Source organism: Pseudomonas sp. P8_229, from assembly GCF_034008635.1.
Taxonomy (GTDB): domain Bacteria; phylum Pseudomonadota; class Gammaproteobacteria; order Pseudomonadales; family Pseudomonadaceae; genus Aquipseudomonas.
The window spans coordinates 2,185,152-2,207,571 of record NZ_CP125378.1; the positions used below are offsets into that span (position 1 = coordinate 2,185,152).

The window sequence follows — 22,420 nt, forward strand, 5'->3', positions numbered from 1 at the left end:
TGCTCCTGATCTAAAAAGTCTGAAGATTCGCAGGCCGGCATTGTAACAGCAGGTTCCTGCAGACGCTTAGGCTGAATTATCGGGCATAACGATCAAAAAGTTTGATAACACCGCCCCTTTGTAGGAGTGAGCCTGCTCGCGATGATGGCGTGTCAGCTACAGCAACGTTTGAATGAGACCGCTATCGCGAGCAGGCTCACGCCTGCAGGGGGACCTGTGCAGATCCTTAGTTCGCCTCGAACGGATACGGCTGCTTCCACTTCTCGAACAGCGGCTTCAGCTCGCCGCTCTTCACCAACTGCTCCATGCGCTTGTCGAACACCGCCATCAACGTGCGCGCTTGCGGGGTGTCGGCGAAGCACAGGTACAGCGGCAATTCGGCGATGTGGGTCTTGCGAAACTGCGTCGGATCCTTGGCCCGGCCGACCACATAATCGATTTCGGTCTGCGCATCGATGTAATAGTCAGCGCGGTTGTGGGTGAGCATCGACAGGATCCCGGTACGCCGTATCACTTCATTGTAGTTGCGCACATTGGGCAGGTACTTCTGATAGTCGTAACCGCGAACCCAGGCCAGTCGATAGTTGCCGAGGGTGTCCGGGCTCGGCGGCGGATTGCTCGCAAGGCCCAGGGCGTAGATGTGGTCGGTGTCGAAATTCCAGCGCGGATACAGCAGATCACTGTCCTCGTCATGATAGGAGCCGACGCAGGCGTCGATTTCGCCGCGCTCTGCCAGCCCGACCGCGCGGGTGTACGGTTCGCTGCGAATGTCGAGCTTCACCCCGGCCGGTTCGAACACCTTGCGCAGCACGTCCCAGCCCAGACCATGGCCGTCGGCGGCGGTGTAGTCTTCCCATTCTTCGCTGGCGAGATGGATGACCGACGGCGCATGCGCAGCCTCCTGCGCACTGGCGACAGTGCCCAGCAAGGTCAGAAACACCAGCGCCAGCCAACGTCGCGCCATCCCTAGTCTCCTCACTGAACCCGGACCCTGCGGATCAGGCGAAAATCCACACCAGCCCCTGCATCGCCAGCCAGGCGAACACGCCGGCCAGCACGTCGTCGAGCATGATGCCGACGCCACCGTGGACATGCCGGTCGATCCAGCGGATCGGCCATGGCTTGAGAATGTCGAAGAAACGGAACATCAGGAAACCGGCCAGCAACCAGTACCAGCCTTCCGGTACCAACCACAGGGTGATCCACATCCCGACCATCTCGTCCCAGACGATGCCTTCGTGATCGTGTACCCGCAGATCGTCGGCAACCTTGCCGCACAGCCAGAAGCCGAACAGCATAGTGATCCCGAGCATCAGCCAGTAACCCCAGTCGGGCAGCATCTGCCACAACGGGATAAAGGGTAGCGCAACTAACGAACCCCACGTGCCCGGCGCTTTCGGCAAGGTGCCGGAACCGAAGCCGAACGCGAGGAAATGCCAGGGATTGCGCCAGACCGACGGCGGAACGAATTCGGCCGGAACCTGTTTCGGGTGATCTGTCACGGTGTCTCCTGAAAATGTTGATAACCCCGGATTTGCGGGGTGATGTCGTGTCCTTCGCGATCCAGCAGCACCACACCCTGGCCCTGCACCACCCGCCCGATCACATGGATCGGCCAGCCATCGGCCAGCAAAGCCGGCAACTCGACGGACGGCAGGGTGAAGGCCAGCACGTAGTCGTCGCCGCCGCTCAACGCCGCCCGTTCCGCGCCGCGCTGGCCGAGAAACGCCACCAAAGCGTTCGACAACGGTACGCGCTCACGTTCAACCTCAAGCCGCACTTGCGAGGCCAGGGCGATATGCCCGCAGTCGGCGAGCAAGCCGTCGGAGATATCCAGTGCCGAGGTGGCCTTGCCGCGCAACGCCTGACCGAGGGCCAGTTGCGGCTGCGGCGACCAGTAATGACTGAGCAGCGGTTCGGCTATCTCAGCATCCGCCTCACGCTGGCCGAGCACCAGCGGCAAGGCACCGGCGGCATTGCCCAGCTCACCGCCGACACACAACAGATCGCCCGGCTGCGCACCGCTGCGGGTCAAGGCCTGGCCGGCCGGAACGCGACCGAACACCGTGACCGTCAGACTCAACGGCCCACGCGTGGTATCACCGCCGATCAGTGCCACGCCGCAGCTCTGCGCCATGCGGTTCAAACCGTGGGCATAGGCTTGCAGCCAATCGGCAGTCACCGTCGGCACAGTCAGGGCAAGGGTAAAGGCAACGGGCGTGGCGCCCATGGCGGCCAGATCGCTGACCGCGACGGCCAGCGAGCGCTGACCGAGCAGAAACGGATCGCAGGGATCGGCGAAATGCACGCCGGCCACCAGCGTATCGGTGGAAATCGCCAGCTGTTCCCCGGGGGGAACCGCCAGCAAGGCGCAGTCGTCGCCGATCCCCAGTGCAACGCCCTCGCCGCCCTGCGCACAAGGCGCGGCGGCGAAGAAATTGCGGATCAGCTCAAACTCGCCCATTGCGATATCAAGCGCTGATCAGCGCTTGAACGCCTTGACTTCAGCTTCACGCAGGCGCGGAGCCAGCTTGTCGAGTACGCCGTTGACGAACTTGTGGCCGTCGGTCGAACCGAAGACTTTCGCCAACTCGATACCTTCGTTGATCACCACACGGTACGGCACGTCGACGCGCTTGAGCAGTTCCCAGGTGGACAGGCGCAGAACCGCCAGTTCAACCGGGTCCAGCTCTTCGATTTCAATGTCCAGGCAAGGCTTGAGCGCGGTGTCGATTTCGCTCTTGAACTGCGGAACCCCGTGCAGGATCTCGCGGAAGTAAGCGCCATCGACATCGGTGAAATCGTTATCGACCCGGAACTGCGCTTCGATCTCGTTCAGCGATTGCTTGGCCATGTGCCATTGATACAGGGCCTGCGTCGCGAGCTGACGGGCTTCGCGGCGCTTGACGCTCTTGGATGGCTTGCCGGCGGCCGCAGGTTTTGGATCGCGCGGGTTGAAACGATCGCTTTCGTCGCTAATCACTTGGCCTCCAACTGCGCCAGCAGGCTGACCATTTCCAGAGCGGACAGGGCAGCTTCAGCACCTTTGTTGCCGGCCTTGGTGCCGGAACGTTCGATGGCTTGCTCGATGGAATCAACGGTCAGGACGCCGAACGCGACCGGCACGCCGAACTCCATGGACACCTGGGCCAGGCCCTTGGTGCACTCGCCTGCCACGTATTCGAAGTGCGGGGTGCCGCCACGAATGACCGCGCCCAGCGCAATGATTGCAGCGAACTCGCCTTTCTGGGCGACTTTCTGCGCAACCAGCGGGATTTCGAAGGCGCCAGGTGCGCGGATGATGGTGATGTCGCTTTCGCTCACGCCGTGGCGAACCAGGGCATCAACTGCACCGCTGACCAGGCTTTCAACCACGAAGCTGTTGAAGCGGCCCACTACCAGAGCGTAGCGGCCTTTAGGGGCGATGAAGGTACCTTCGATGGTCTTCAGGGTCATTCGTCAGATCTCTTAAAGAGCCGGGACGCGTCTCGTACGCATCCCTCAGTGATATTAGCCACGATTTCATGGCCGGAAAAAACCGCATTGCTGCCTGATCCCCCCCTGTGGCGAGGGGATTTATCCCCGATGGACTGCGCAGCAGTCCCAAAAACAGGGCCGCTACGCAGCCCGTCGGGGATAAATCCCCTCACCACAAGGGTACACACCAGCAATACGATTCACCGGGTCATTATTCGGAGGGCACGTATTCTACAACTTCCAGATCGAAACCGGATATCGCATTAAATTTCATCGGTGCCGACATCAGGCGCATTTTGCGTACACCGAGGTCGCGAAGGATCTGCGAACCGGCACCGACGATGCTGTAGGTGGTCGGTTTTTTCACCGCTGCCTGATCACCGGTCTCACGGATATGCGCCAGCAGCACGTCGCCATCGAGCGGGTGACCGAGCAACAGCACCACACCGCTACCCGCCTCGGCGACCGCGGCCATCGCAGCGCGCAGGCTCCAGCGGCCCGGTTGCTTGACCATCAGCAGATCGCGCAGCGGGTCCATGTTGTGCACGCGAACCAGCGTCGGTTCTTCGGCGCAAACGGTGCCCAGCGTCAGGGCCATGTGCACGTCGCCTTCCACCGAATCACGATAGGTCACCAGGTTGAATTGGCCCAGTTCGCTGTCCAGCGGCTGCTCGGCAATCCGCTGAACGGTACGTTCGTGGATCATCCGGTAGTGAATCAGGTCGGCGATGGTGCCGATCTTGATGTTGTGTTCGGCCGCGAACGCTTCCAGCTCGGCGCGACGGGACATGGTGCCGTCGTCGTTCATCACTTCGCAGATCACGCCGCTCGGCTCGAAACCGGCCATGCGCGCCAGGTCGCAAGCCGCCTCGGTATGGCCGGCGCGAGCGAGGGTACCGCCGGCCTGAGCCATCAGCGGGAAGATGTGGCCCGGGCTGACGATGTCTTCAGCCTTGGCGTCTTTGGCGGCAGCCGCTTGCACGGTGCGCGCACGGTCGGCGGCGGAGATCCCGGTGGTCACGCCTTCGGCCGCTTCGATCGACACGGTGAACTTGGTGCCGAAACCGGAACCGTTGCGCGGGGCCATCAGCGGCAGCTTCAACAGTTCGCAGCGCTCGCGGCTCATCGGCATGCAGATCAGGCCACGGGCGTGCTTGGCCATGAAGTTGATGTGCTCGGCCTTGCAGCATTCGGCGGCCATGATCAGGTCGCCTTCGTTCTCGCGGTCTTCGTCATCCATGAGGATGACCATCTTGCCTTGGCGGATGTCTTCAACCAGTTCTTCGATGCTATTGAGCGCCACAAGGCACCCCCCTTCTTTCGAATTTAGAGCTTCAGGATTTGAGGTAGCCGTTTTGGGCCAGAAAGCTTTCGGTGATGGTGCCGCCGGATGCCGACTCTGCAGCCTTGTCGCCGAGGAGCAAACGCTCCAGATAACGCGCCAGCAAGTCGACTTCCAGATTGACCCGGCGACCTGGCGTGTAGGACGCCATGATGGTTTCGCTCAGGGTGTGCGGAATGATCGTCAGCATGAATTCGGCGCCATCGACCGCGTTCACGGTGAGGCTGGTGCCGTCGACGGTGATCGAGCCTTTGTGGGCAATGTACTTGGCCAGTTCTTTCGGCGCGCGGATACGAAATTCCACGGCGCGGGCATTGTCGCTGCGCGAGACGATTTCGCCGACACCGTCGACGTGACCGCTGACCAGGTGCCCGCCGAGTCGGGTGGTCGGGGTCAGGGCTTTTTCCAGATTGACCGGACTGCCGCTTTTCAGGTCGTTCATGGCGGTGCAGTCGAGGGTTTCACGACTGACGTCGGCGGCAAAGCCGTCGCCCGGCAGTTCAACCGCCGTCAGGCACACGCCGTTGACCGCGATGCTGTCGCCGAGTTTGACGTCACTCAGGTCGAGCTTGCCGGTTGCGACGTGCACCCGCACATCACCGCCCTTGGGGGTCAGTGCACGGATACTGCCGATGGATTCGATGATGCCGGTAAACATGGGGTTCTCCTTGAGAACGAAGCCAGCGCTAAGGCGATGGCCGGGAATTATACGCTCGCCGAAAGGACCGGCGTCGCGGTGACTCGCCAGTCATCGCCAACCGCGCGAATTTCAGTGATTTTCAGCTCGGGAGCGTCTTTCATATAGGCCAGCGGCCAGTCCAGCAGCGGACGCGCCGTGGAGCCGAGGAACTTGCCAGCGATGAAGATCACGAATTCGTCGACCAGCCCGAGCTGGGCAAACGCCCCTGCCAGTCGCGGGCCGGCCTCGACCAGCACTTCGTTGACGCCACGGTTGGCCAGTTCGACAAGCAGCTGATGCAGATCGACCTGACCGTCATCACCCGGCACGATCAGGCATTCCGGGCCGTTGGCGTATTGTTCTTCGACCGCCATGCAGGTGGCGACCAATGCCGGGCCAGCCTTGAAGAACGGCGCATCCAGCGGCACCCGCAGACGCCCGTCGATCAGCACCCGCAGCGGCGGACGGCTCATGACCAGAGCGGTTTGTTCGGCATCCAGTCCCAATTCTTCGGCGCGCACGGTCAGGCGAGCACCGTCAGTCAGCACGGTGTCGGCGCCGGTCAGCACCACGGCTGCCTGTGCGCGCAAACGCTGCACGGCGGAACGCGCGGCCGGCCCGGTGATCCACTGGCTCTCGCCGCTATCCATCGCCGTACGACCATCCAGACTCATCGCCAACTTGACCCGCACGAACGGCAAGCCGTGTTCCATGCGTTTCAGGAAACCTTGATTGAGTTTGCGTGCCTCGGCTTCCAGCACGCCGCTTTGCGTGGCGATGCCGGCATCGGCCAGACGCTGCAAGCCGCGCCCGGCGACCTGCGGGTTCGGATCGCGCATGGCCGCGACCACCCGGCCAACTCCAGCATTCACCAGCGCATCGGCGCACGGCGGCGTGCGCCCATGATGGCTGCACGGCTCAAGGGTGACGTACGCCGTCGCGCCCCGGGCCAGTTCACCGGCGGCGCGCAGGGCGTGGACTTCGGCGTGGGGTTCACCGGCACGCTCGTGGAAGCCTTCGCCGACAATTTGCCCGTCGCGCACGATCACGCAGCCAACCCGGGGATTGGGGTGCGTGGTGTAGTGGCCCTTGCGCGCCAGTTCCAGCGCGCGCGCCATGAAGTGAGCGTCGAGGATGGCCTGCTCGGCGGCGCTGGTCATTCCTTCACCGGTTCGCGGGCGAGGCGGTCGATCTCTTCGCGGAACTCGTTGAGGTCCTGGAAGCGCTTGTACACCGAAGCGAAACGGATGTAGGCCACTTCATCAAGCTTTTGCAGCTCGGCCATCACCAGTTCGCCGACCACGAGAGATTTGACCTCGCGTTCGCCGGTGGCGCGCAGCTTGTGCTTGATGTGGACCAGAGAGGATTCGAGGCGCTCGACGCTCACCGGACGTTTCTCCAGCGCGCGTTGCATGCCGGCGCGGAGTTTTTCTTCGTCGAACGGTTGGCGGCTGCCGTCGGTTTTGATCAGGCGCGGCAACACCAGTTCGGCCGTCTCGAACGTCGTGAAACGTTCGCCGCAGGCCAGGCATTCACGCCGGCGGCGCACCTGTTCGCCCTCGGCGACCAGACGCGAGTCGATGACCTTGGTGTCGTTGGCACCGCAGAAGGGACAGTGCATGGTGGCTGGCAACAAAAAAAGGGAGGGCCATGGTAGCGCATCCCGGTGGCAAGACAAGCCATAGGGTTTGCGGTATACAGACTGCCATGATCGTTTGATCCACGGATTTCATTTTCTGGAGCTGCCAATGCCGCTACGACCGCTCGTTTTGCTCAGTCTTTTCGCCCTGCTGGTGGCCTGCGGCAGCGATAAGCCCAAGCCGCAGCCGCCAACACCCGGCCCGGCGCCGCAACAGGCGCAGAAAAAAGCCAAAGAGGCCGCCGACCTCGGTCCGCTGCCGGCCTATCAACGTGAGCTGAGCGGCACTTTGCAAGGCGTGCCGGCCGGTGCCGAAGTCGAACTGGCGTTACTGGTGATCGACGAGAAGTCGCGCCCGCAGCAACTGCTCGCCAGTTCCAGCCTGATTGGCAACAACCAGATCCTGCCGTTCCGCCTGCGCTTCAATCCGGAAGCTTTTCCGGCAGGCGCACGGGTTGAACTGCGCGGTCGGGCCACGCAGTCCGGCCAGTTGATCCTGCATCTGCCGTCGCAAACCATCACCCAGCCGACCACTCAGGCGCTGGGCCAACTGCAATTTGTCAAAGCACCATGACGGCACCGCTCGACCTGCAACAGGCGTTAGGTGAATTGCTCGGCGATGCCAGGCTCGAGGCCTGTGCATTGCCGGGCACTGACTTGCAGCTATGGCTGATCGACGGCGACAACATGCACCGCGAATTCAGCCCCGACGAAACCCGCCGTATCCTCCACGAGCCACCGTATTGGAGCTTCTGCTGGGCCAGTGGTCTGGCGGTGGCGCGTTATCTGGCGGCGTTTCCCGAGTGGGTACGCGGCAAGCGGGTACTGGATTTCGGCGCTGGTTCCGGGATTGCCGGGATTGCCGCCGTGAAGGCCGGCGCGCTGGAAGTGGTGGCCTGTGACCTCGATCCGCTGGCGATTGCTGCATGCCGGGCGAATGCCGCACTCAACGATGTGCAGATGAGTTACTCGACGGACTTCTTCGCCGAGGCCGATCGCTTCGATCTGATTCTGGTGGCGGACGTGTTGTACGACCGCGAAAACCTGCCGCTGCTCGATGCGTTTCTCAGCCGTGGGCGTGAGGCGCTGGTGGCGGATTCGCGGGTTCGGGATTTTCACCATCCGCTGTATGAGCGCATCGAAATGCTCGAAGCCATGACCCTGCCGGATCTGGCCGAGCCTGAAGAATTCAGACATGTAAGCCTTTACCATGCGCGGCGCTAGCTAAAAGCATCGCCAGCAGGCTGGCTCCCACAGGGGTTTTGTGAACGACACAGATCCAATGTGGGAGATCCAATGTGGGAGCGAGCTTGCTCGCGAAGGCATCCGCCCATGCAACACACCTCTAAAACCCGCCCCGCTTCCGGCCACACCCCGCCAAGCCGTATAGTTGCCCCATCCACGCTTTTACGAGATCCCCCATGAGTCAGCAAACGCCGTACATCTTCGACGCCACGACTGCCGATTTCGACCAGTCGGTGATCGAAGCTTCCTTCAACAAACCGGTGCTGGTGGATTTCTGGGCCGAATGGTGTGCGCCGTGCAAGGCGCTGATGCCGATGCTGCAAGGTATCGCCGAGAGCTATCAGGGCGAACTGCTGCTGGCCAAGGTCAACTGCGACATCGAGCAGGACATCGTCGCCCGCTTCGGTATCCGCAGCCTGCCGACCGTGGTGCTGTTCAAGGACGGCCAACCGGTGGACGGTTTTGCCGGTGCGCAACCGGAATCCGCGGTGCGCGCCCTGCTCGAACCGCATGTGCAGATGCCGGCGCCAACCGCTGCCGATCCGTTCGAGCAGGCTCAGGCGCTGTTCGATGAAGGGCGTTACGCCGATGCCGAAGCGGCACTGGTGGTGATGCTCACCGAAGACAACAGCAACGCCAAGGCGCTGATCCTCTACGCCCGCTGCCTGACCGAACGCGGCGAACTGGGCGAAGCGCAAACCGTGCTCGACGCGGTCAAGAGTGATGAGCACAAGGCTGCACTGGCCGGGGCCAAGGCGCAGATCAAGTTCCTCGGCCTGGCTCGCGACCTGCCGGATGCCGCTGACCTCAAGGCGCGTCTTGCGCAGAATCCGCAGGACGACGAAGCGGTGTATCAACTGGCGATCCAGCAACTGGCGCGCCAGCAATACGAGGCGGCGCTGGAAGCCTTGCTCAAGTTGTTCATCCGCAACCGCAGCTACGGCGAAGGGTTGCCGCACAAGACCCTGCTGCAAGTGTTCGAACTGCTGGGCAACGATCACCCGCTGGTGACCGCTTACCGGCGCAAGATGTTTGCCGCGCTGTACTAAGCGCTCACTCGATCCAGCTGTAGAGCGGCGTATCCCCGCCGCTCGCCACCTTCACCCCAGCACTGTGGCGCAAGCGCACCAGCAGTCGTTTGCCCGCCGCCGCGCTGCCGGTCAGGCCCTCAAGCTGATCCAGCAGGTCCGGCCCATTGAGTTGACCGGCCTTGCGCAACAGGTCCTGCGCGACTTGCCACAACGCATCGTCCTGGTTCAGCGGTTTCGCTGCCGGGGTCAGCTCTGCCGCCTGCGGCTGCTCGCTCTGTGTGTGCGCCCCAAGCGCTGCGCCCAGCTTCGCCCAATCGCTGTCATCCAGCTCTACCGTCAAATCCACCGGCATCGCGCCGACGGTTCCGCGTATCCGCAACATCTGCTTCGCTCCTGCACATTTCTGACCTGCATGCTCCCACGGGACTTGTGCAACGCCAAGTGTCGGTGACTGGCAGAACCCGGAGTATCCACTACATTCTCTTTTTCCATGGGAAGGATGCCCATGTCTTCAGGACGAAAACTGGTGTCAAAGGGAGGCCAGACCTCAACGGGCGGCGTGGTTCTTGAGGGGAACGAAAACGCCACCCAAGGGCGTCAAGTTTCAGTTGCTGGTGGATGGACTGGTCATTGACGACAACATCATCCAGAACGATGACAAACCCCGAATTTACTCACTCATATCTGCCAAGGGGCAGACCGAAATCACTCTCTCGGGCACAAAGAAATTACCGTCGGTAAAAACCCGCGACAGCCATGATGTTACTGTTCAAATCGTCGGTGCATCCGGGGCGACAAAGGCGATGCACACGACCACATTGACCGAAGGTAAATCGCTGTCGATCGTCGCCGTCTCACCCTGGGTGAAAGTGCCCTTGTCCACCAGCGGCGCTGTTTCCAATGACACTTTTTACGAGGTGGAATACGGGGTCAAGCGCAGAAACCAGACGCGCACCGTTAAGGTGGTTATCCAGGATATGCCGCGCCGGATACTGATGGAGGCGCTTTCACACCGGGGTTCCACCGTATGGGCCGGTGGCATCAGCAAAAAATCGTTGCCACACCCGACCCTCAAGGAAACGGTGGAATTCCCCGCCGAAACGAACAAATGCAACCTGTTCGTCTATGACGTACTGACCTCGATAGGTATCAATGTCGCGTGGATTGAACACGGCAAGGCAAAATTCCTGCCCTGGATGATAAAAGTCAGCCCACCACTGGCAGGTGAATGGGCGGACAACGAACGCCTTCTCGCCAGCTGGAAAGTGGAGAGTTCACCTTTACCCGGCGATATCGGTGCGTATGCTGTCACCTACTCTAACGCCAGCGGTCACGTCGGCTTCGTACTCACTAATGGCGTCTGTATTTCCGCAGGCTGGGACAAAATCGAAGTCAATGACGCCGGTTTTCGAAATGCCTCGGGCAATGCGGTACCCGATGACCATGACTTCACCATTTTCCGACGGTACAAGCACAGCACGCCACGATGAAACGACTTTTATGGATACTTTTTGCAATCCCACTTCTGCTGATCGTGGCATGGCGTCTCTGCTTGCCTGTAGACCTTTCATCCTGCGCGAACAATGCCGCTGCACAAGGGCCGCTCAGCGTATTCATTCGTGACTACTTCGATCGCAACGCTCGCACCGACTGGCGGGACATGGATGATCGTTTCGACGTTCTCTCCACTCCCGAAGGCCAGAAAATTGCCGGCCGACCACAGGCGTATGTTTGCGAAGCATTGCAGATCCTGCAAAGTCCGGCGTTCAGTCAGAGTGAGAAAATCTTCACCACGGCGTTGATGTTCCAGTTGCCGATCAGTCAGTACATGGGTTTTATGGATCGCAGCCATCAACTCTACGCAAAGGACAGCATTGATCGGGAGGTGATGAAGCTGGTGGTTCTGCCGCGCGGGACGGCCATCAATTACTGGTGGCTGCCGGCCTGGCGCCAGCGTTTCACTCGCGATGCCCCGAGCGTACTCGATGCAAATCTGATCAATCATGTGCTCTCGGGACGCTACTGGTTCGACTATCCCGGCGCAGGCTTCTGACTCTAAAAGCGTGACCTCCAATCGACGCACCGCCCCGGAATCTGTCCCGGGCGGTGCTCAGTCATGCCTTGCGCAAAACGGAGCGCACGGGCAAACTCTGCGCACTTTCGTTATAAGATTACATAACAAACTCTTCACTTTACTTTCCGGAGATCGCCATGCGCCGTCTGCTGCTCGCTTTGCCGTTTGCCCTGTTGCCGCTGGCCATCGCCCACGCCGCCGATGAGCACGATCATGACCACGAGCACGGCAGCCTCGGCGCCCATGAACATGGCGTCGGCCGGCTGAACGCTGCGCTCGACGGCCAGACCCTGGAGCTGGAACTGGAAAGCCCGGCGATGAACCTGGTCGGCTTCGAACACGCCGCCACCACCGACGCCGACAAGGCCAAGGTCGCTGCCGCCCGCAGCAAACTGGAAAACCCGCTGGCATTGTTCAACCTGCCAGCCGCCGCCGGTTGCAAAGTCACCAGCCAGGAACTGCAAAGCCCGCTGTTCGGCGACAAGCCGGATGCCGACGACCATGACGATGATGACCACGACGAAGCTGCCAAGGGCGGTGAAGCGCATCACCACGATCACAGCGAAATCCACGCGCACTATCAATTCAGCTGCGCGACCCCGGGTGCTCTGAAGTCGCTGGATCTGGCGAACATCTTCAATACCTTCCCGGCGACCCAGAAAATTCAGGTACAACTGATCGGCCCGAGCGGCCAGCAAGGGACGGAAGTGACGGCCAAGGCGGCTGCCCTGAAATTCTGAATCCTATGGAAATCCCCTGTAGGAGTGAGCCTGCTCGCGATAGCGGACTGTCAGTCGAATAAATCCTGACTGCCCCACCGCCATCGCGAGCAGGCTCACTCCTACACAAGGGCCACTCAACTATCCGACCGGTTTCAAATGACCCAAGCACTCATCGAACTGTCCGACCTGGGCTTCAACTGGCCCGGTCACCCGCCGCTGCTGGACATCCCGGCGTTCCGCCTGGAGCCGGGCGAAACCCTGTTCCTCAAAGGCCCCAGCGGCAGTGGCAAGACCACCCTGCTCGGCCTCCTCGGCGGGGTGCAGAAACCCGGGCGCGGCAGCATTCGCCTGCTCGGCCAGGAGCTGACCGAACTCGGTGCCGGCGCCCGCGACCGCTTTCGTGTCGATCACACTGGCTACATCTTCCAGCAGTTCAACCTGCTGCCGTTTCTCTCGGTGCGCGAGAACGTCGAGCTGCCCTGCCACTTCTCGAAACTGCGTGCCGAACGGGCGAAACAACGCCACGGCAGTGTTGATCAGGCGGCGGCCACCCTGCTCGCCCACTTGGGTCTGAAGGATGAAAGCATCCTCGGTCGACGCGCCGACTCGCTGTCGATCGGTCAGCAGCAACGGGTCGCCGCCGCGCGCGCCTTGATCGGCCAACCGGAACTGGTGATCGCCGACGAACCGACCTCGGCCCTCGATTACGACGCCCGGGAAAACTTCATCCGTTTGTTGTTCGCCGAATGTCGCGAGGCCGGTTCCAGCCTGTTGTTCGTCAGCCACGATCAAAGTCTGGCGCCGCTGTTCGATCGTCACCTGTCCCTGGCCGAGCTCAATCGCGCCGCCACATCTGCCGAGGTCTGAGATGTATCTGTTTCGTCTGGCCATGGCCAGCCTGGCCAACCGCCGTTTCACCGCCCTGCTCACCGCGTTCGCCATTGCCTTGTCGGTGTGTCTGCTGCTCGCCGTCGAGCGCGTGCGCACCGAAGCCAAAGCCAGTTTCGCCAGCACCATCAGCGGCACCGACCTGATCGTCGGCGCCCGCTCCGGCTCGGTGAACCTGCTGCTGTACTCGGTGTTCCGCATCGGCAACGCGACCAACAACATTCGTTGGGACAGCTTCGAACACTTCGCCAGCAACCCGAAAGTGAAGTGGGCGATCCCGATGTCCCTCGGCGACTCACATCGTGGCTACCGGGTGATGGGCACCACCGAGGCGTATTTCGAGCATTACCAGTACGGCCGCCAGCAGCATCTGGAGCTGGCTGATGGCCGGGCGTTTGCCACCGACCCGTTCGAAGTGGTGCTCGGCGCCGAAGTGGCCGAGGCGCTGCATTACAAGCTCGGCGACCAACTGGTGCTGGCCCACGGTGTGGCGGCGATCAGTCTGGTCAAACATGACGACAAACCATTCACCGTGGTCGGCATTCTCAAACGCACCGGCACCCCGGTGGACCGCACGCTGCACATCAGCCTCGGCGGCATGGAGGCGATCCACATCGACTGGCACAACGGCGTGCCGGCCCGGGGCAACGGGCGGATCAGTGCCGATCAGGCGCGCAACATGGACCTGACGCCACAGGCAATCACCGCGTTCATGCTCGGCCTCAACAGCAAGATTTCCACGTTCGCCCTGCAACGCGAGATCAATGAATACCGAGGTGAGCCGATGCTGGCGATCCTGCCGGGCGTGGCTTTGCAGGAGTTGTGGAGCCTGATGAGCACCGCTGAAAAAGCACTGTTCGTGGTCTCGCTGTTCGTGGTGCTGACCGGGTTGATCGGCATGCTCACGGCGATTCTCACCAGCCTCAACGAGCGTCGCCGCGAGATGGCGATTCTGCGTTCGGTCGGTGCGCGGCCGTGGCACATCGCAAGCCTGCTGGTGCTGGAAGCCTTCGCCCTGGCGCTGACCGGGGTCATCGCCGGAGTGGCGCTGCTGTACATCAGCATCGCCGCTGCGCAGGGTTACGTGCAGGCCAATTACGGGCTGTATCTGCCGCTGGCGTGGCCGAGCGAGTATGAATGGACGCTGCTCGGTGGCATTCTGGCAGCCGCGCTGCTGATGGGCAGCGTGCCGGCCTGGCGTGCATATCGCCAATCCCTGGCTGATGGCCTGTCGATCCGTTTATGAGGATGTTCACCATGCCCCGCGCTGTACTTGCGCTGCTGTTGCTGGTTGCCCTGCCCGTGTGGGCAGCGGCGCCGAAAGACCTGACCTGGTCGGAAATGATCCCGCCCGACGCCGCGCCGGAAGTGCCGAACATGACGCCTCTGCACGACATGTCGAAGATGAGTGACGTGCTCTCGGCCGAATCCGCGCCAGCGGCCAAGCAGGATCTGCCCAATGCGCCAGTGGTGCAGAGCCTCGACGGGCAGAACATCCGCCTGCCGGGCTACATCGTGCCGCTGGAGGTCAACGAAGAGGGGCGCACCACGGACTTCCTGCTGGTGCCGTACTTCGGCGCCTGCATCCACGTGCCGCCACCGCCGTCGAACCAGATCGTTCACGTGAAAAGCGAAGTCGGCGTAAAGCTCGACGAGCTGTATCAGCCGTACTGGGTCGAGGGACCGCTGCAGGTCAAGGCGTCCACCAGCGAGCTGGCCGATGCCGGGTATCAGATGGCGGCAGACAAGATTTATGTGTATGAGCTGCCGGAGTAATACCCGGAGGTTTTGAGTTGCCGGATCAATGGCTATCGCGAGCAGGCTCACTCCTACAGGGGAACGCATTCCAAATGCAGGAGTGAGCCTGCTCGCGATGAGGCCCACAAAGGTTCCACAAAAAAACGGGGCATCACTGTTTCATTGAGCTGAGTCAAAAGACCGTATCAGTTGGCTTCGTACCATAGGACATCAGACATTTTAAACGTCCTTTTGGAGCTCCCATGAACAAGTCCTTGCTCAGCGCTTCGCTGTTTGCATTCGCGCTCGCAGCCCCGCTCGCCCACGCCCACGAAGCCGGCGACATCATCGTTCGCGCGGGTGCGATCACCGTCAACCCGAAGGCCGACAGCTCCAGCGTCAAGGTCGATCAGGGTCCGTTGAGCGGTGCAAACCTGGGCGGCAAAGCGACCATGAGCAGCGACACCCAACTGGGTCTGAACTTCGCGTACATGCTGACCAACAACATCGGTATCGAGTTGCTGGCTGCCTCGCCATTCGAGCATGACGTCAAACTCAAAGGCACCGCGCTGCCAGCCGCCAACGGCAAACTCGGCACCCTGAAACACCTGCCGCCAACCCTCAGCGTCGTGTACTACCCGCTGGATGCGAAGTCGCCGTTCCAGCCGTACATCGGCGGCGGCATCAACTACACCTGGATCTACGACGAGCACGTCGGCAGCGAAGCCCAGTCCAACGGCTTCAGCAACTTCAAGGCGAAAAACTCCTGGGGTCTGGCCTGGCAGGTCGGCGCCGACTACATGCTGACCGACAACATCATGCTCAACGCCCAGGTGCGCTACATCGACATCGACACCCGCGCCACCGTCGAGAACAACGCCGTAGCGCCGGGCACGCGTGCCAAGGTCAATGTTGATGTCGATCCATTTGTGTACATGGTGGGTCTGGGCTACAAGTTCTAAGGCAGATCGACAAAGAACGTTCACGTGGTGGTGAATGAGGCTTTGGGTGAGCAGGCTTAGAACTGACGACGATCATGTGATCGATCGGGGATAAATCCCCTCGCCACAGGGATAACGACATATTCCGGCCGTGAAAAAGGCGCCTGTAAAAAGGCGCCTTTTTCATGTCTGCAATAAACCTATTTGCCCAGCAACCGCGCCAGTCCGACGCTCATCGGTGTCTGCGCCGGCAGCTCGAAGCGTTCGAGCAAACGGCGGTTGTTCGCCCGAGAATGGCGGATGTCGCCGGAACGTGCCGGGCCGTAGCTGATCGGCGGAAGTTCGCCGACGACCTTTTCCAGTTCGGCCAGCATCTGCTTGAGATTGGTCGCCTGATTCCAGCCCACGTTCACCGCGCCGACTTCCACCTCAGGCTTGTCGATGGCCTGCACCAGCAGGTCCACCAGATCCTCGACGTAGAGAAAATCACGTGTCTGCTCACCATCGCCGAACACTGTGATCGGCAAGCCTTTCTGCGCCCGCTCACTGAAAATGCTGATGACCCCGGAATACGGCGAGGACGGATCCTGGCGTGGGCCGAAGATGTTGAAGAAGCGGAAGATCACCGGCTCCAGAGCGTGCTGGCGGCGGTAGAAATCGAAGTAATGTTCGCCGGCCAGTTTGTCCGAGGCATACGGGGTCAGCGGGGCTTTCGGCGTGTCCTCGTCGATCGACTCGCCTTCACCGTTGTTGCCGTAAACGGCAGCGCTGGAAGCGAACAGCACACGCTTCACCCCGGCCTGGCGCATGGCTTCGCAGACATTCAGGGTGCCGATGAAATTGCTCTGGTGAGTCTTCACCGGGTCGTCCACCGAAGCCTGGACCGAGGCCACCGCCGCCAGATGCGCCACCGCGCTGCAACCTTGCATGGCCTGCGCGACCAGCGCGGCATCGGCGACGTCACCGACGATCAGCTCTACCTTCGGGTTCGCCAGTGGCAGGTTGGTACGTTTGCCGGTCGACAGATCATCGAGAATCCGCACCGAATGGCCCGCGGCGAGCAACGCATCCGTCAGGTGCGAGCCGATGAAACCGGCGCCGCCGGTGATTAAAACAGGGCCTTCAGCCATGACGATAAAACCTATCCAGTAAAGCCGGGAGCGCCGCGCGCCAGGCGCGAGGCTTGATCCCGAAAGTGTGCAGAATTTTTTTACAGGCAAGCACCGCGTGTTGCGGCTCCTCAGCGGCGTCCGGCCGCGCGGCATGTGCCTGGGCGGTCGGGGCTTCGATCGCCAGCTGATGCAAATTGCGAGCTTCGGTCAGAATCGCCTGCCCCAACGCCAGCGGTGTGGTCGCCTCATGGCCGGCGTAATGGTAAGTGCCCCACAGCGGCGCCGCGCAATCGAGTTGCTTGAGCACCGAAATGATCACCCGTGCCGCGTCATCCACCGGGGTCGGATTACCGCGGCGATCATCGGCCATCAGCAATTCATCCGGTTGTTCGGCGCGGGCGAGGAAGCGCCCGAGGGTGCCCTCAGGGCTGTCATCGAGCAGCCAGCCGAAGCGCAACAGTACGTGTTGCGGGCAAGTAGCACGAACGCTTTGTTCGATGCGCCACAACGCCTGACCGCGCAGGCCCAAGGGCACCGGCTCGTCTTTTTCGCTGTAGGCGGTCGCCCGCGAACCGTCGAACACCCGGTAACTGGACGGCTGCACGAGGATGATGTTGTGGTGCTGGCACAGTTCGGCCAACCGCTCGATCGCGCGTTCCTGGCCGGCCAGACGGCTTTCGCTGACGGTTTCGGCCTGAAACCAGTCGAAATAGTAGGCGAGGTTGATCAACGCATCCGGACGGGTGTCGTCGAGCAGTTGCGTCAGGCTCGCGGCATCCCAGCCGTCTTCTGGCGGGCGGGGGGCGAGGAAACCGATGTCTTCCTCCGCACCGAGGCGAATCAGCGCCTGCCCAAGGGCATTTCCGCCGCCCAGTAACATAAGGCGCATTCGCATAGAGTCAGCAGGCCCAGTCTGATTGGAACGATGGCTTTAACGACGGTGTTTGTGACAGCGTCGTCGATAATTGCCGGAATCGTTGCATTTTGCGGGTTTAGTGCGCAACCGTCACCCGTAAAGTGTAGATCGCCGGGAATTGTGCTGAATCAACTGTCCCCACCACGAGCAGGCTCACTCCTACAGGGAAATGCGATCAGCTGTAGGCGTGAGCCTGCTCGCGATGAAGCCCTGCCAACCACTGGAGATCCCCAGCGGTACTTGCATCTTCCCGCCCCCACCCGCATAACTTAAGCATGAATCTGCCCATCCCCACGGACGCGGCCCTGGCAGGCTTTCACCCCGCCGTCAGCGCCTGGTTCAGCAGCACCTTCCCGACGGTCACCGCCGCTCAGGCCCGCGCATGGCCGTTGATCCGTCTGCGCCGCTCGACGCTGATCGCCGCGCCCACCGGCTCCGGTAAAACCCTCACCGCGTTTCTCGCGGTGCTCGACGACCTCGTCCACCGTGGCCTCGAAAACCCCGACGGGCTGCCGGACGAAACCCTGGTGGTCTACGTTTCGCCGCTCAAGGCGTTGTCCAACGATATCCGCATCAATCTGCAGAACCCGCTGGCGGGGATCACCGATCAGTTGCGTCAGATGGGCCTGCCGGAACTGCAGATCACCACGGCGGTACGCACCGGCGACACCCCGCAAAAAGAACGCGCCGCCATGCGCAAAAGCGCACCACACATTCTGGTGACCACCCCGGAATCGCTGTACGTGCTGCTCGGCTCCGAATCCGGGCGCAAAATGCTCGGCACCACGCGCACGGTGATCGTCGACGAAATCCACGCCATGGCCGCCGGCAAGCGCGGCAGTCACCTGGCCCTGAGCCTTGAGCGACTGCAAGCGCTGTGCGCCGAACCACTGACTCGCATCGGCCTGTCCGCCACACAGAAACCGGTCGAAGCCGTGGCGCAATTTCTCGTCGGCCATGATCGCCCCTGCGAGATCATCGACATCGGCCATGCCCGCCCTCGGGACCTGGGCATTGAAGTGCCGCCGGTGCCATTGTCGGCAGTGATGGCCAACGATGTTTGGGAATTGGTTTACGACCGCCTCGCCGAGTTGGCCCACGAGCACCGCACCACGCTGATTTTCGTCAACACCCGGCGGCTGGCCGAGCGCTTGAGCCGACACCTCAGCGAGCGTCTGGGCAAACACGCGGTAGCGGCGCACCACGGCAGTCTGGCCAAGGAGTTCCGCCTCGACGCTGAACAGCGGCTCAAGCGCGGCGAGCTGCAAGTGCTGATCGCCACCGCCTCGCTGGAACTGGGCATCGATATCGGCGAAGTCGACCTGGTCTGTCAGATCGCCTCGCCGCGTTCGATTGCCGGGTTTCTGCAAAGAGTGGGGCGCTCCGGGCACCAGGTCGGCGGCACGCCCAAAGGCCGGTTGTTCGCCACCACCCGTGACGACCTGATCGAATGTGCTGCCCTGCTCGACTGCGTGCGCCGTGGCGAACTCGACATCCTGCACATTCCCGAAGCGCCGCTGGATGTACTGGCGCAGCAGATCATCGCCGAAGTCAGTTGCCAGGAATGGGCGGAAGACGCGCTGCTGGCGCTATTGCGCAAAGCCTCGCCCTATCGCCACCTCGACGAAAAACACTATCAGGCGCTACTGACGATGCTCGCCGAAGGCTACAACGGCCGTCAGGGTATCCGTAGCGCCTATCTGCATCGCGACGCCGTCAGCGCCACCCTGCGTGGCCGCCGCGGCGCACAACTGACCGCCGTGACCAGCGGCGGCACCATCCCGGACAACGCCGACTACAGCGTGCTGCTGGAACCACAAGGCCTGAACATCGGCAGCGTCAACGAAGACTTTGCCGTGGAAAGCATCGCTGGCGATGTGTTCCAGCTCGGCAATACCTCCTACCGAATCCTGCGGGTGGAAACCGGCAAGGTGCGGGTCGAGGATGCCCAGGGTCAGCCGCCGACCATTCCGTTCTGGCTCGGCGAAGCACCGGGGCGCAGCGATGAATTGTCCTCGGCGGTGGCGCGCCTGCAAGCGACCCTCGACGAGTTACTCGGCGCCCGCCCCGGCAATCTGCAACCGGCACTAGACTGGCTGACCGAAACCCTCGGCCTGAACCGCGCCAGCGCCGAACAACTGGTGGACTATCTCGCCCGCGCACGCCTGACCCTCGGCGCCCTGCCCTCACAGGACACGCTGCTGATGGAGCGGTTTTTCGACGAGTCCGGCGGCACCCAGTTGATCATCCATTCGCCGTTCGGCAGCCGCATCAACCGCGCCTGGGGCCTGGCCCTGCGCAAGCGTTTCTGTCGCACCTTCAATTTCGAGTTGCAGGCTGCCGCCAGTGAAGACGCGATCGTCCTGTCGCTGTCCACCAGCCACAGTTTCGAACTCGATGACGTCTGGCGTTACCTGCACAGCAACAGCGCCGAGCACATTCTGATTCAAGCGATTCTCGACGCACCGTTGTTCGGTGTGCGCTGGCGCTGGAATGCCGGGGTGGCGCTGGCGTTGCCGCGTTTTACCGGCGGTCGTAAAGTCGCCCCACAGTTGCAGCGGATGAAGAGCGAAGACCTGATCGCCAGCGTGTTTCCGGATCAGATCGCCTGCCTGGAAAACCTCGCCGGCGAGCGGGAAATCCCTGACCATCCGCTGGTAGAACAAACCCTCGACGATTGCCTGCACGAGGCCATGGACAGCGAAGGCTGGCTGGCGCTGCTGCGGCGCATGGAGCGTGGCGAGGTGCGTTTGCTCAGCCGCGATCTGCCGGCGCCGTCACCGCTGGCCGCAGAAATTCTCAGCGCGCGACCGTACACCTTTCTCGACGACGCACCGCTGGAAGAACGTCGCACCCAAGCGGTAATCAATCGGCGCTGGAGCGATCCGCAATCCACCGATGATCTCGGCGCGCTGGATGCCGACGCCATCAGCGCCGTGCGTGAAGAGGCGTGGCCGACACCGGCCAACATCGATGAAATGCACGAGGCGCTGATGAGCCTGGCGTGCGTCAGCGAGGCCGAAGTGCAGGCCAATGAGCCGTGGCGCGAATGGCTGAACACGCTGACCGACAGTGGCCGCGCCTGTCGCCTGATGATCGACCCACAACGTAGCTTGTGGCTGGCGCGAGAACGCCTGACCTGTCTGCTGGCGCTTCATCCACAGGCCACGCTGCAACCGCAGCAGGAGGCCTTGCCCGGTTTCAACGACCCATGGACGTTCGATGACGCACTGGTCGAAGTGATCCGCGCACGGCTCGGCGCGTTTGGCCCGCTGCCGCTCCCCGCGATTGCCGAACCGCTGGCGCTGCCCACTGCGCAAGTCACGCAAGCCCTCGCGCAGCTGGAGCGCGAAGGCTATGTGCTACGCGGTCATTTCACCCCGGGCGTGGCGGTTGAAGAATGGTGCGAACGGCATCTGCTCGCGCGCATCCATCGTTACACGGTCAAGCGTTTGCGCCGGGAAATCGAACCGGTGGCGTTGCAGGATTTCATGCGCTTTCTGTTCGACTGGCAGCACCTGTCCAGCGCCACGCGCGGCCAGGGCAGCGCGGTGTTGCCAGCGATTGTCAGCCAGTTCGAAGGCTACCCGGCGGCAGCCTCGGCGTGGGACAGCGACCTTCTCCCGACGCGACTCAAGGACTATTCACCGAGCTGGCTGGATGACCTGTGCCGCAACGGCAAACTGGTGTGGACGCGGCTCAGCGCCCGGCAGAAAGTCAGTGGCACGGCCCTGCGCAGTACGCCGATTGTGCTGCTGCCACGCAGTCAGGTCGGGATGTGGAGCGCGCTGGCCGAGCAGACGCCCATCAGCGAACTGTCACCGAAAACTCAAAAGGTCTACGAGGCGCTGAGTCAGCACGGCGCGCTGTTTTTCGATGAGTTGATCCATGAGGCGCACCTGCTGCGCACCGAGCTGGAAATCGCCCTGCAGGACCTGGTGGGCGCCGGTCTGGTGAACGCCGACAGCTTCGCCGGCCTGCGCGCGCTGATCACCCCGGCGAGCAAGCGCCAGCAACGCAGCAGTCGTCGCGGGCGCGGGGCGTTTGTCGGTGGTATGGACGATGCCGGGCGCTGGGCATTGTTGCGCCGAGGGCCACTGGTGGAGAACAGCCCGACGCCTTCGCCGGAAACCCTTGAGCACGTTGCCATGACCTTGCTGCGGCGCTACGGCGTGGTGTTCTGGCGCCTGCTGGAACGCGAAGCGGACTGGCTACCGAGCTGGCGCGAATTGCTGCGCACATTCCATCGACTGGAGGCCCGCGGCGAGATTCGCGGCGGACGGTTTGTCAGTGGTCTTGCGGGTGAGCAATTTGCCTTGCCGGAGGCGATTCCGCTGCTGCGTGAAGTACGGCGACAGCCGCATGACGGCAGTTTGATCGCGGTGTGCGGGGTAGATCCGCTGAATCTGGCCGGGACGCTGTTGCCGGGGGCGAAAGTGCCGGCGCTGGCGAGCAATCGGCTGGTGTATCGCGATGGTCTGCCGGCGGCGGCGGAGATTGCCGGCAAGCAGGTTTTCTGGACAGAGCTGGATCAGCTTGCCATGGAACAGGTGCGCAGCAAGCTGATCCGGCATTGATGTCCACAGGTCTGGCCTCTTCGCGGGCAAGCCCGCTCCC

23 protein-coding genes are annotated in these 22,420 nt (G+C 62.2%); 11 read left to right on the forward strand and 12 right to left on the reverse strand.

Going from position 1 to position 22,420, the window contains the following annotated elements; translation table 11 throughout:
• Positions 1-226 precede the first annotated feature (226 nt).
• From QMK55_RS09870 to nrdR, 9 genes are all read right to left on the reverse strand, one after another.
• On the reverse strand, positions 227-964 hold the full coding sequence (locus QMK55_RS09870) for a substrate-binding periplasmic protein (protein ID WP_102354579.1): 738 nt from the start codon (positions 962-964) through the stop codon (positions 227-229).
• Between the two features lie 34 nt (positions 965-998).
• Positions 999-1,502, reverse strand: a complete 504-nt coding sequence (locus tag QMK55_RS09875) for a phosphatidylglycerophosphatase A (RefSeq protein WP_003228639.1) — start codon at positions 1,500-1,502, stop codon at positions 999-1,001.
• The gene (thiL, locus tag QMK55_RS09880) at positions 1,499-2,464 is read right to left on the reverse strand and encodes a thiamine-phosphate kinase (protein ID WP_102354580.1); all 966 of its coding nucleotides are present in this window, start codon (positions 2,462-2,464) and stop codon (positions 1,499-1,501) included. Before thiL ends, QMK55_RS09875 begins: the two co-directional genes overlap by 4 nt.
• 18 nt (positions 2,465-2,482) lie before the next feature.
• A complete protein-coding gene (nusB, locus tag QMK55_RS09885) occupies positions 2,483-2,983 on the reverse strand; it encodes a transcription antitermination factor NusB (RefSeq protein ID WP_102354581.1) in 501 nt (166 codons plus the stop codon).
• Positions 2,980-3,456, reverse strand: a complete 477-nt coding sequence (gene ribE / locus QMK55_RS09890; protein WP_003228649.1) for a 6,7-dimethyl-8-ribityllumazine synthase — start codon at positions 3,454-3,456, stop codon at positions 2,980-2,982. Before ribE ends, nusB begins: the two co-directional genes overlap by 4 nt.
• A gap of 232 nt (positions 3,457-3,688) precedes the next feature.
• On the reverse strand, positions 3,689-4,780 hold the full coding sequence (ribBA, locus tag QMK55_RS09895; protein ID WP_025109536.1) for a bifunctional 3,4-dihydroxy-2-butanone-4-phosphate synthase/GTP cyclohydrolase II: 1,092 nt from the start codon (positions 4,778-4,780) through the stop codon (positions 3,689-3,691).
• Between the two features lie 31 nt (positions 4,781-4,811).
• Positions 4,812-5,477, reverse strand: a complete 666-nt coding sequence (locus QMK55_RS09900) for a riboflavin synthase (RefSeq protein WP_102354582.1) — start codon at positions 5,475-5,477, stop codon at positions 4,812-4,814.
• Between the two features lie 47 nt (positions 5,478-5,524).
• Entirely contained in the window at positions 5,525-6,658 is a 1,134-nt protein-coding gene (gene ribD, locus QMK55_RS09905; RefSeq protein ID WP_102354583.1) for a bifunctional diaminohydroxyphosphoribosylaminopyrimidine deaminase/5-amino-6-(5-phosphoribosylamino)uracil reductase RibD, read from the reverse strand.
• Positions 6,655-7,119 carry a transcriptional regulator NrdR gene (nrdR, locus tag QMK55_RS09910; protein WP_007910946.1) on the reverse strand — a complete coding sequence of 155 codons (465 nt, stop codon included), beginning with the start codon at positions 7,117-7,119 and terminating at the stop codon, positions 6,655-6,657. The genes ribD and nrdR overlap by 4 nt, the downstream gene beginning before the upstream one ends.
• A gap of 127 nt (positions 7,120-7,246) precedes the next feature.
• On the opposite strand from nrdR, the gene QMK55_RS09915 reads away from it, so the two are divergent.
• From QMK55_RS09915 to trxA, 3 genes are all read left to right on the forward strand, one after another.
• Positions 7,247-7,711, forward strand: coding sequence for a YbaY family lipoprotein (locus QMK55_RS09915; protein WP_025109533.1), 465 nt, complete (start codon positions 7,247-7,249; stop codon positions 7,709-7,711).
• Positions 7,708-8,361: a class I SAM-dependent methyltransferase gene (locus QMK55_RS09920; RefSeq protein ID WP_320329113.1), complete on the forward strand. Its 654-nt coding sequence runs from the start codon at positions 7,708-7,710 to the stop codon at positions 8,359-8,361. Before QMK55_RS09915 ends, QMK55_RS09920 begins: the two co-directional genes overlap by 4 nt.
• 197 nt (positions 8,362-8,558) lie before the next feature.
• Positions 8,559-9,431 carry a thioredoxin gene (gene trxA / locus QMK55_RS09925; RefSeq protein WP_102354586.1) on the forward strand — a complete coding sequence of 291 codons (873 nt, stop codon included), beginning with the start codon at positions 8,559-8,561 and terminating at the stop codon, positions 9,429-9,431.
• A 4-nt stretch (positions 9,432-9,435) separates the two neighbouring features.
• Here the strand turns inward: trxA and QMK55_RS09930 are convergent, their stop codons facing one another.
• The gene (locus QMK55_RS09930) at positions 9,436-9,795 is read right to left on the reverse strand and encodes a hypothetical protein (protein ID WP_102354587.1); all 360 of its coding nucleotides are present in this window, start codon (positions 9,793-9,795) and stop codon (positions 9,436-9,438) included.
• Between the two features lie 184 nt (positions 9,796-9,979).
• On the opposite strand from QMK55_RS09930, the gene QMK55_RS09935 reads away from it, so the two are divergent.
• The 7 genes from QMK55_RS09935 to QMK55_RS09965 all read left to right on the forward strand — a co-directional run bounded on the left by QMK55_RS09935 (position 9,980) and on the right by QMK55_RS09965 (position 15,796).
• A complete protein-coding gene (locus QMK55_RS09935) occupies positions 9,980-10,903 on the forward strand; it encodes a CHAP domain-containing protein (RefSeq protein WP_320329114.1) in 924 nt (307 codons plus the stop codon).
• On the forward strand, positions 10,900-11,466 hold the full coding sequence (locus QMK55_RS09940) for a hypothetical protein (RefSeq protein WP_102354589.1): 567 nt from the start codon (positions 10,900-10,902) through the stop codon (positions 11,464-11,466). The genes QMK55_RS09935 and QMK55_RS09940 overlap by 4 nt, the downstream gene beginning before the upstream one ends.
• A 158-nt stretch (positions 11,467-11,624) precedes the next feature.
• Positions 11,625-12,227 carry a DUF2796 domain-containing protein gene (locus tag QMK55_RS09945; protein WP_102354590.1) on the forward strand — a complete coding sequence of 201 codons (603 nt, stop codon included), beginning with the start codon at positions 11,625-11,627 and terminating at the stop codon, positions 12,225-12,227.
• Positions 12,228-12,365: 138 nt separating this feature from the next.
• Positions 12,366-13,076, forward strand: a complete 711-nt coding sequence (locus QMK55_RS09950; RefSeq protein ID WP_007966120.1) for an ABC transporter ATP-binding protein — start codon at positions 12,366-12,368, stop codon at positions 13,074-13,076.
• A 1-nt stretch (position 13,077) separates the two neighbouring features.
• Entirely contained in the window at positions 13,078-14,343 is a 1,266-nt protein-coding gene (locus QMK55_RS09955) for an ABC transporter permease (RefSeq protein ID WP_102354592.1), read from the forward strand.
• Positions 14,344-14,354: 11 nt separating this feature from the next.
• The gene (locus QMK55_RS09960) at positions 14,355-14,873 is read left to right on the forward strand and encodes a DUF3299 domain-containing protein (RefSeq protein ID WP_320329115.1); all 519 of its coding nucleotides are present in this window, start codon (positions 14,355-14,357) and stop codon (positions 14,871-14,873) included.
• Between the two features lie 224 nt (positions 14,874-15,097).
• Positions 15,098-15,796 carry an OmpW/AlkL family protein gene (locus QMK55_RS09965; protein ID WP_102354593.1) on the forward strand — a complete coding sequence of 233 codons (699 nt, stop codon included), beginning with the start codon at positions 15,098-15,100 and terminating at the stop codon, positions 15,794-15,796.
• Positions 15,797-15,975: 179 nt separating this feature from the next.
• Here QMK55_RS09965 and QMK55_RS09970 read toward each other — a convergent pair whose 3' ends face one another.
• The gene (locus QMK55_RS09970) at positions 15,976-16,905 is read right to left on the reverse strand and encodes an NAD-dependent epimerase/dehydratase family protein (RefSeq protein WP_102354594.1); all 930 of its coding nucleotides are present in this window, start codon (positions 16,903-16,905) and stop codon (positions 15,976-15,978) included.
• A complete protein-coding gene (locus QMK55_RS09975; RefSeq protein WP_025109524.1) occupies positions 16,898-17,782 on the reverse strand; it encodes a sugar nucleotide-binding protein in 885 nt (294 codons plus the stop codon). The genes QMK55_RS09970 and QMK55_RS09975 overlap by 8 nt, the downstream gene beginning before the upstream one ends.
• Positions 17,783-18,078: 296 nt before the next feature.
• Here QMK55_RS09975 and QMK55_RS09980 point away from each other — a divergent pair, with 296 nt between their 5' ends.
• Complete coding sequence (locus QMK55_RS09980) at positions 18,079-22,380, forward strand: DEAD/DEAH box helicase (protein WP_320329116.1); 4,302 nt, start codon at positions 18,079-18,081, stop codon at positions 22,378-22,380.
• Positions 22,381-22,420: the final 40 nt, after the last annotated feature.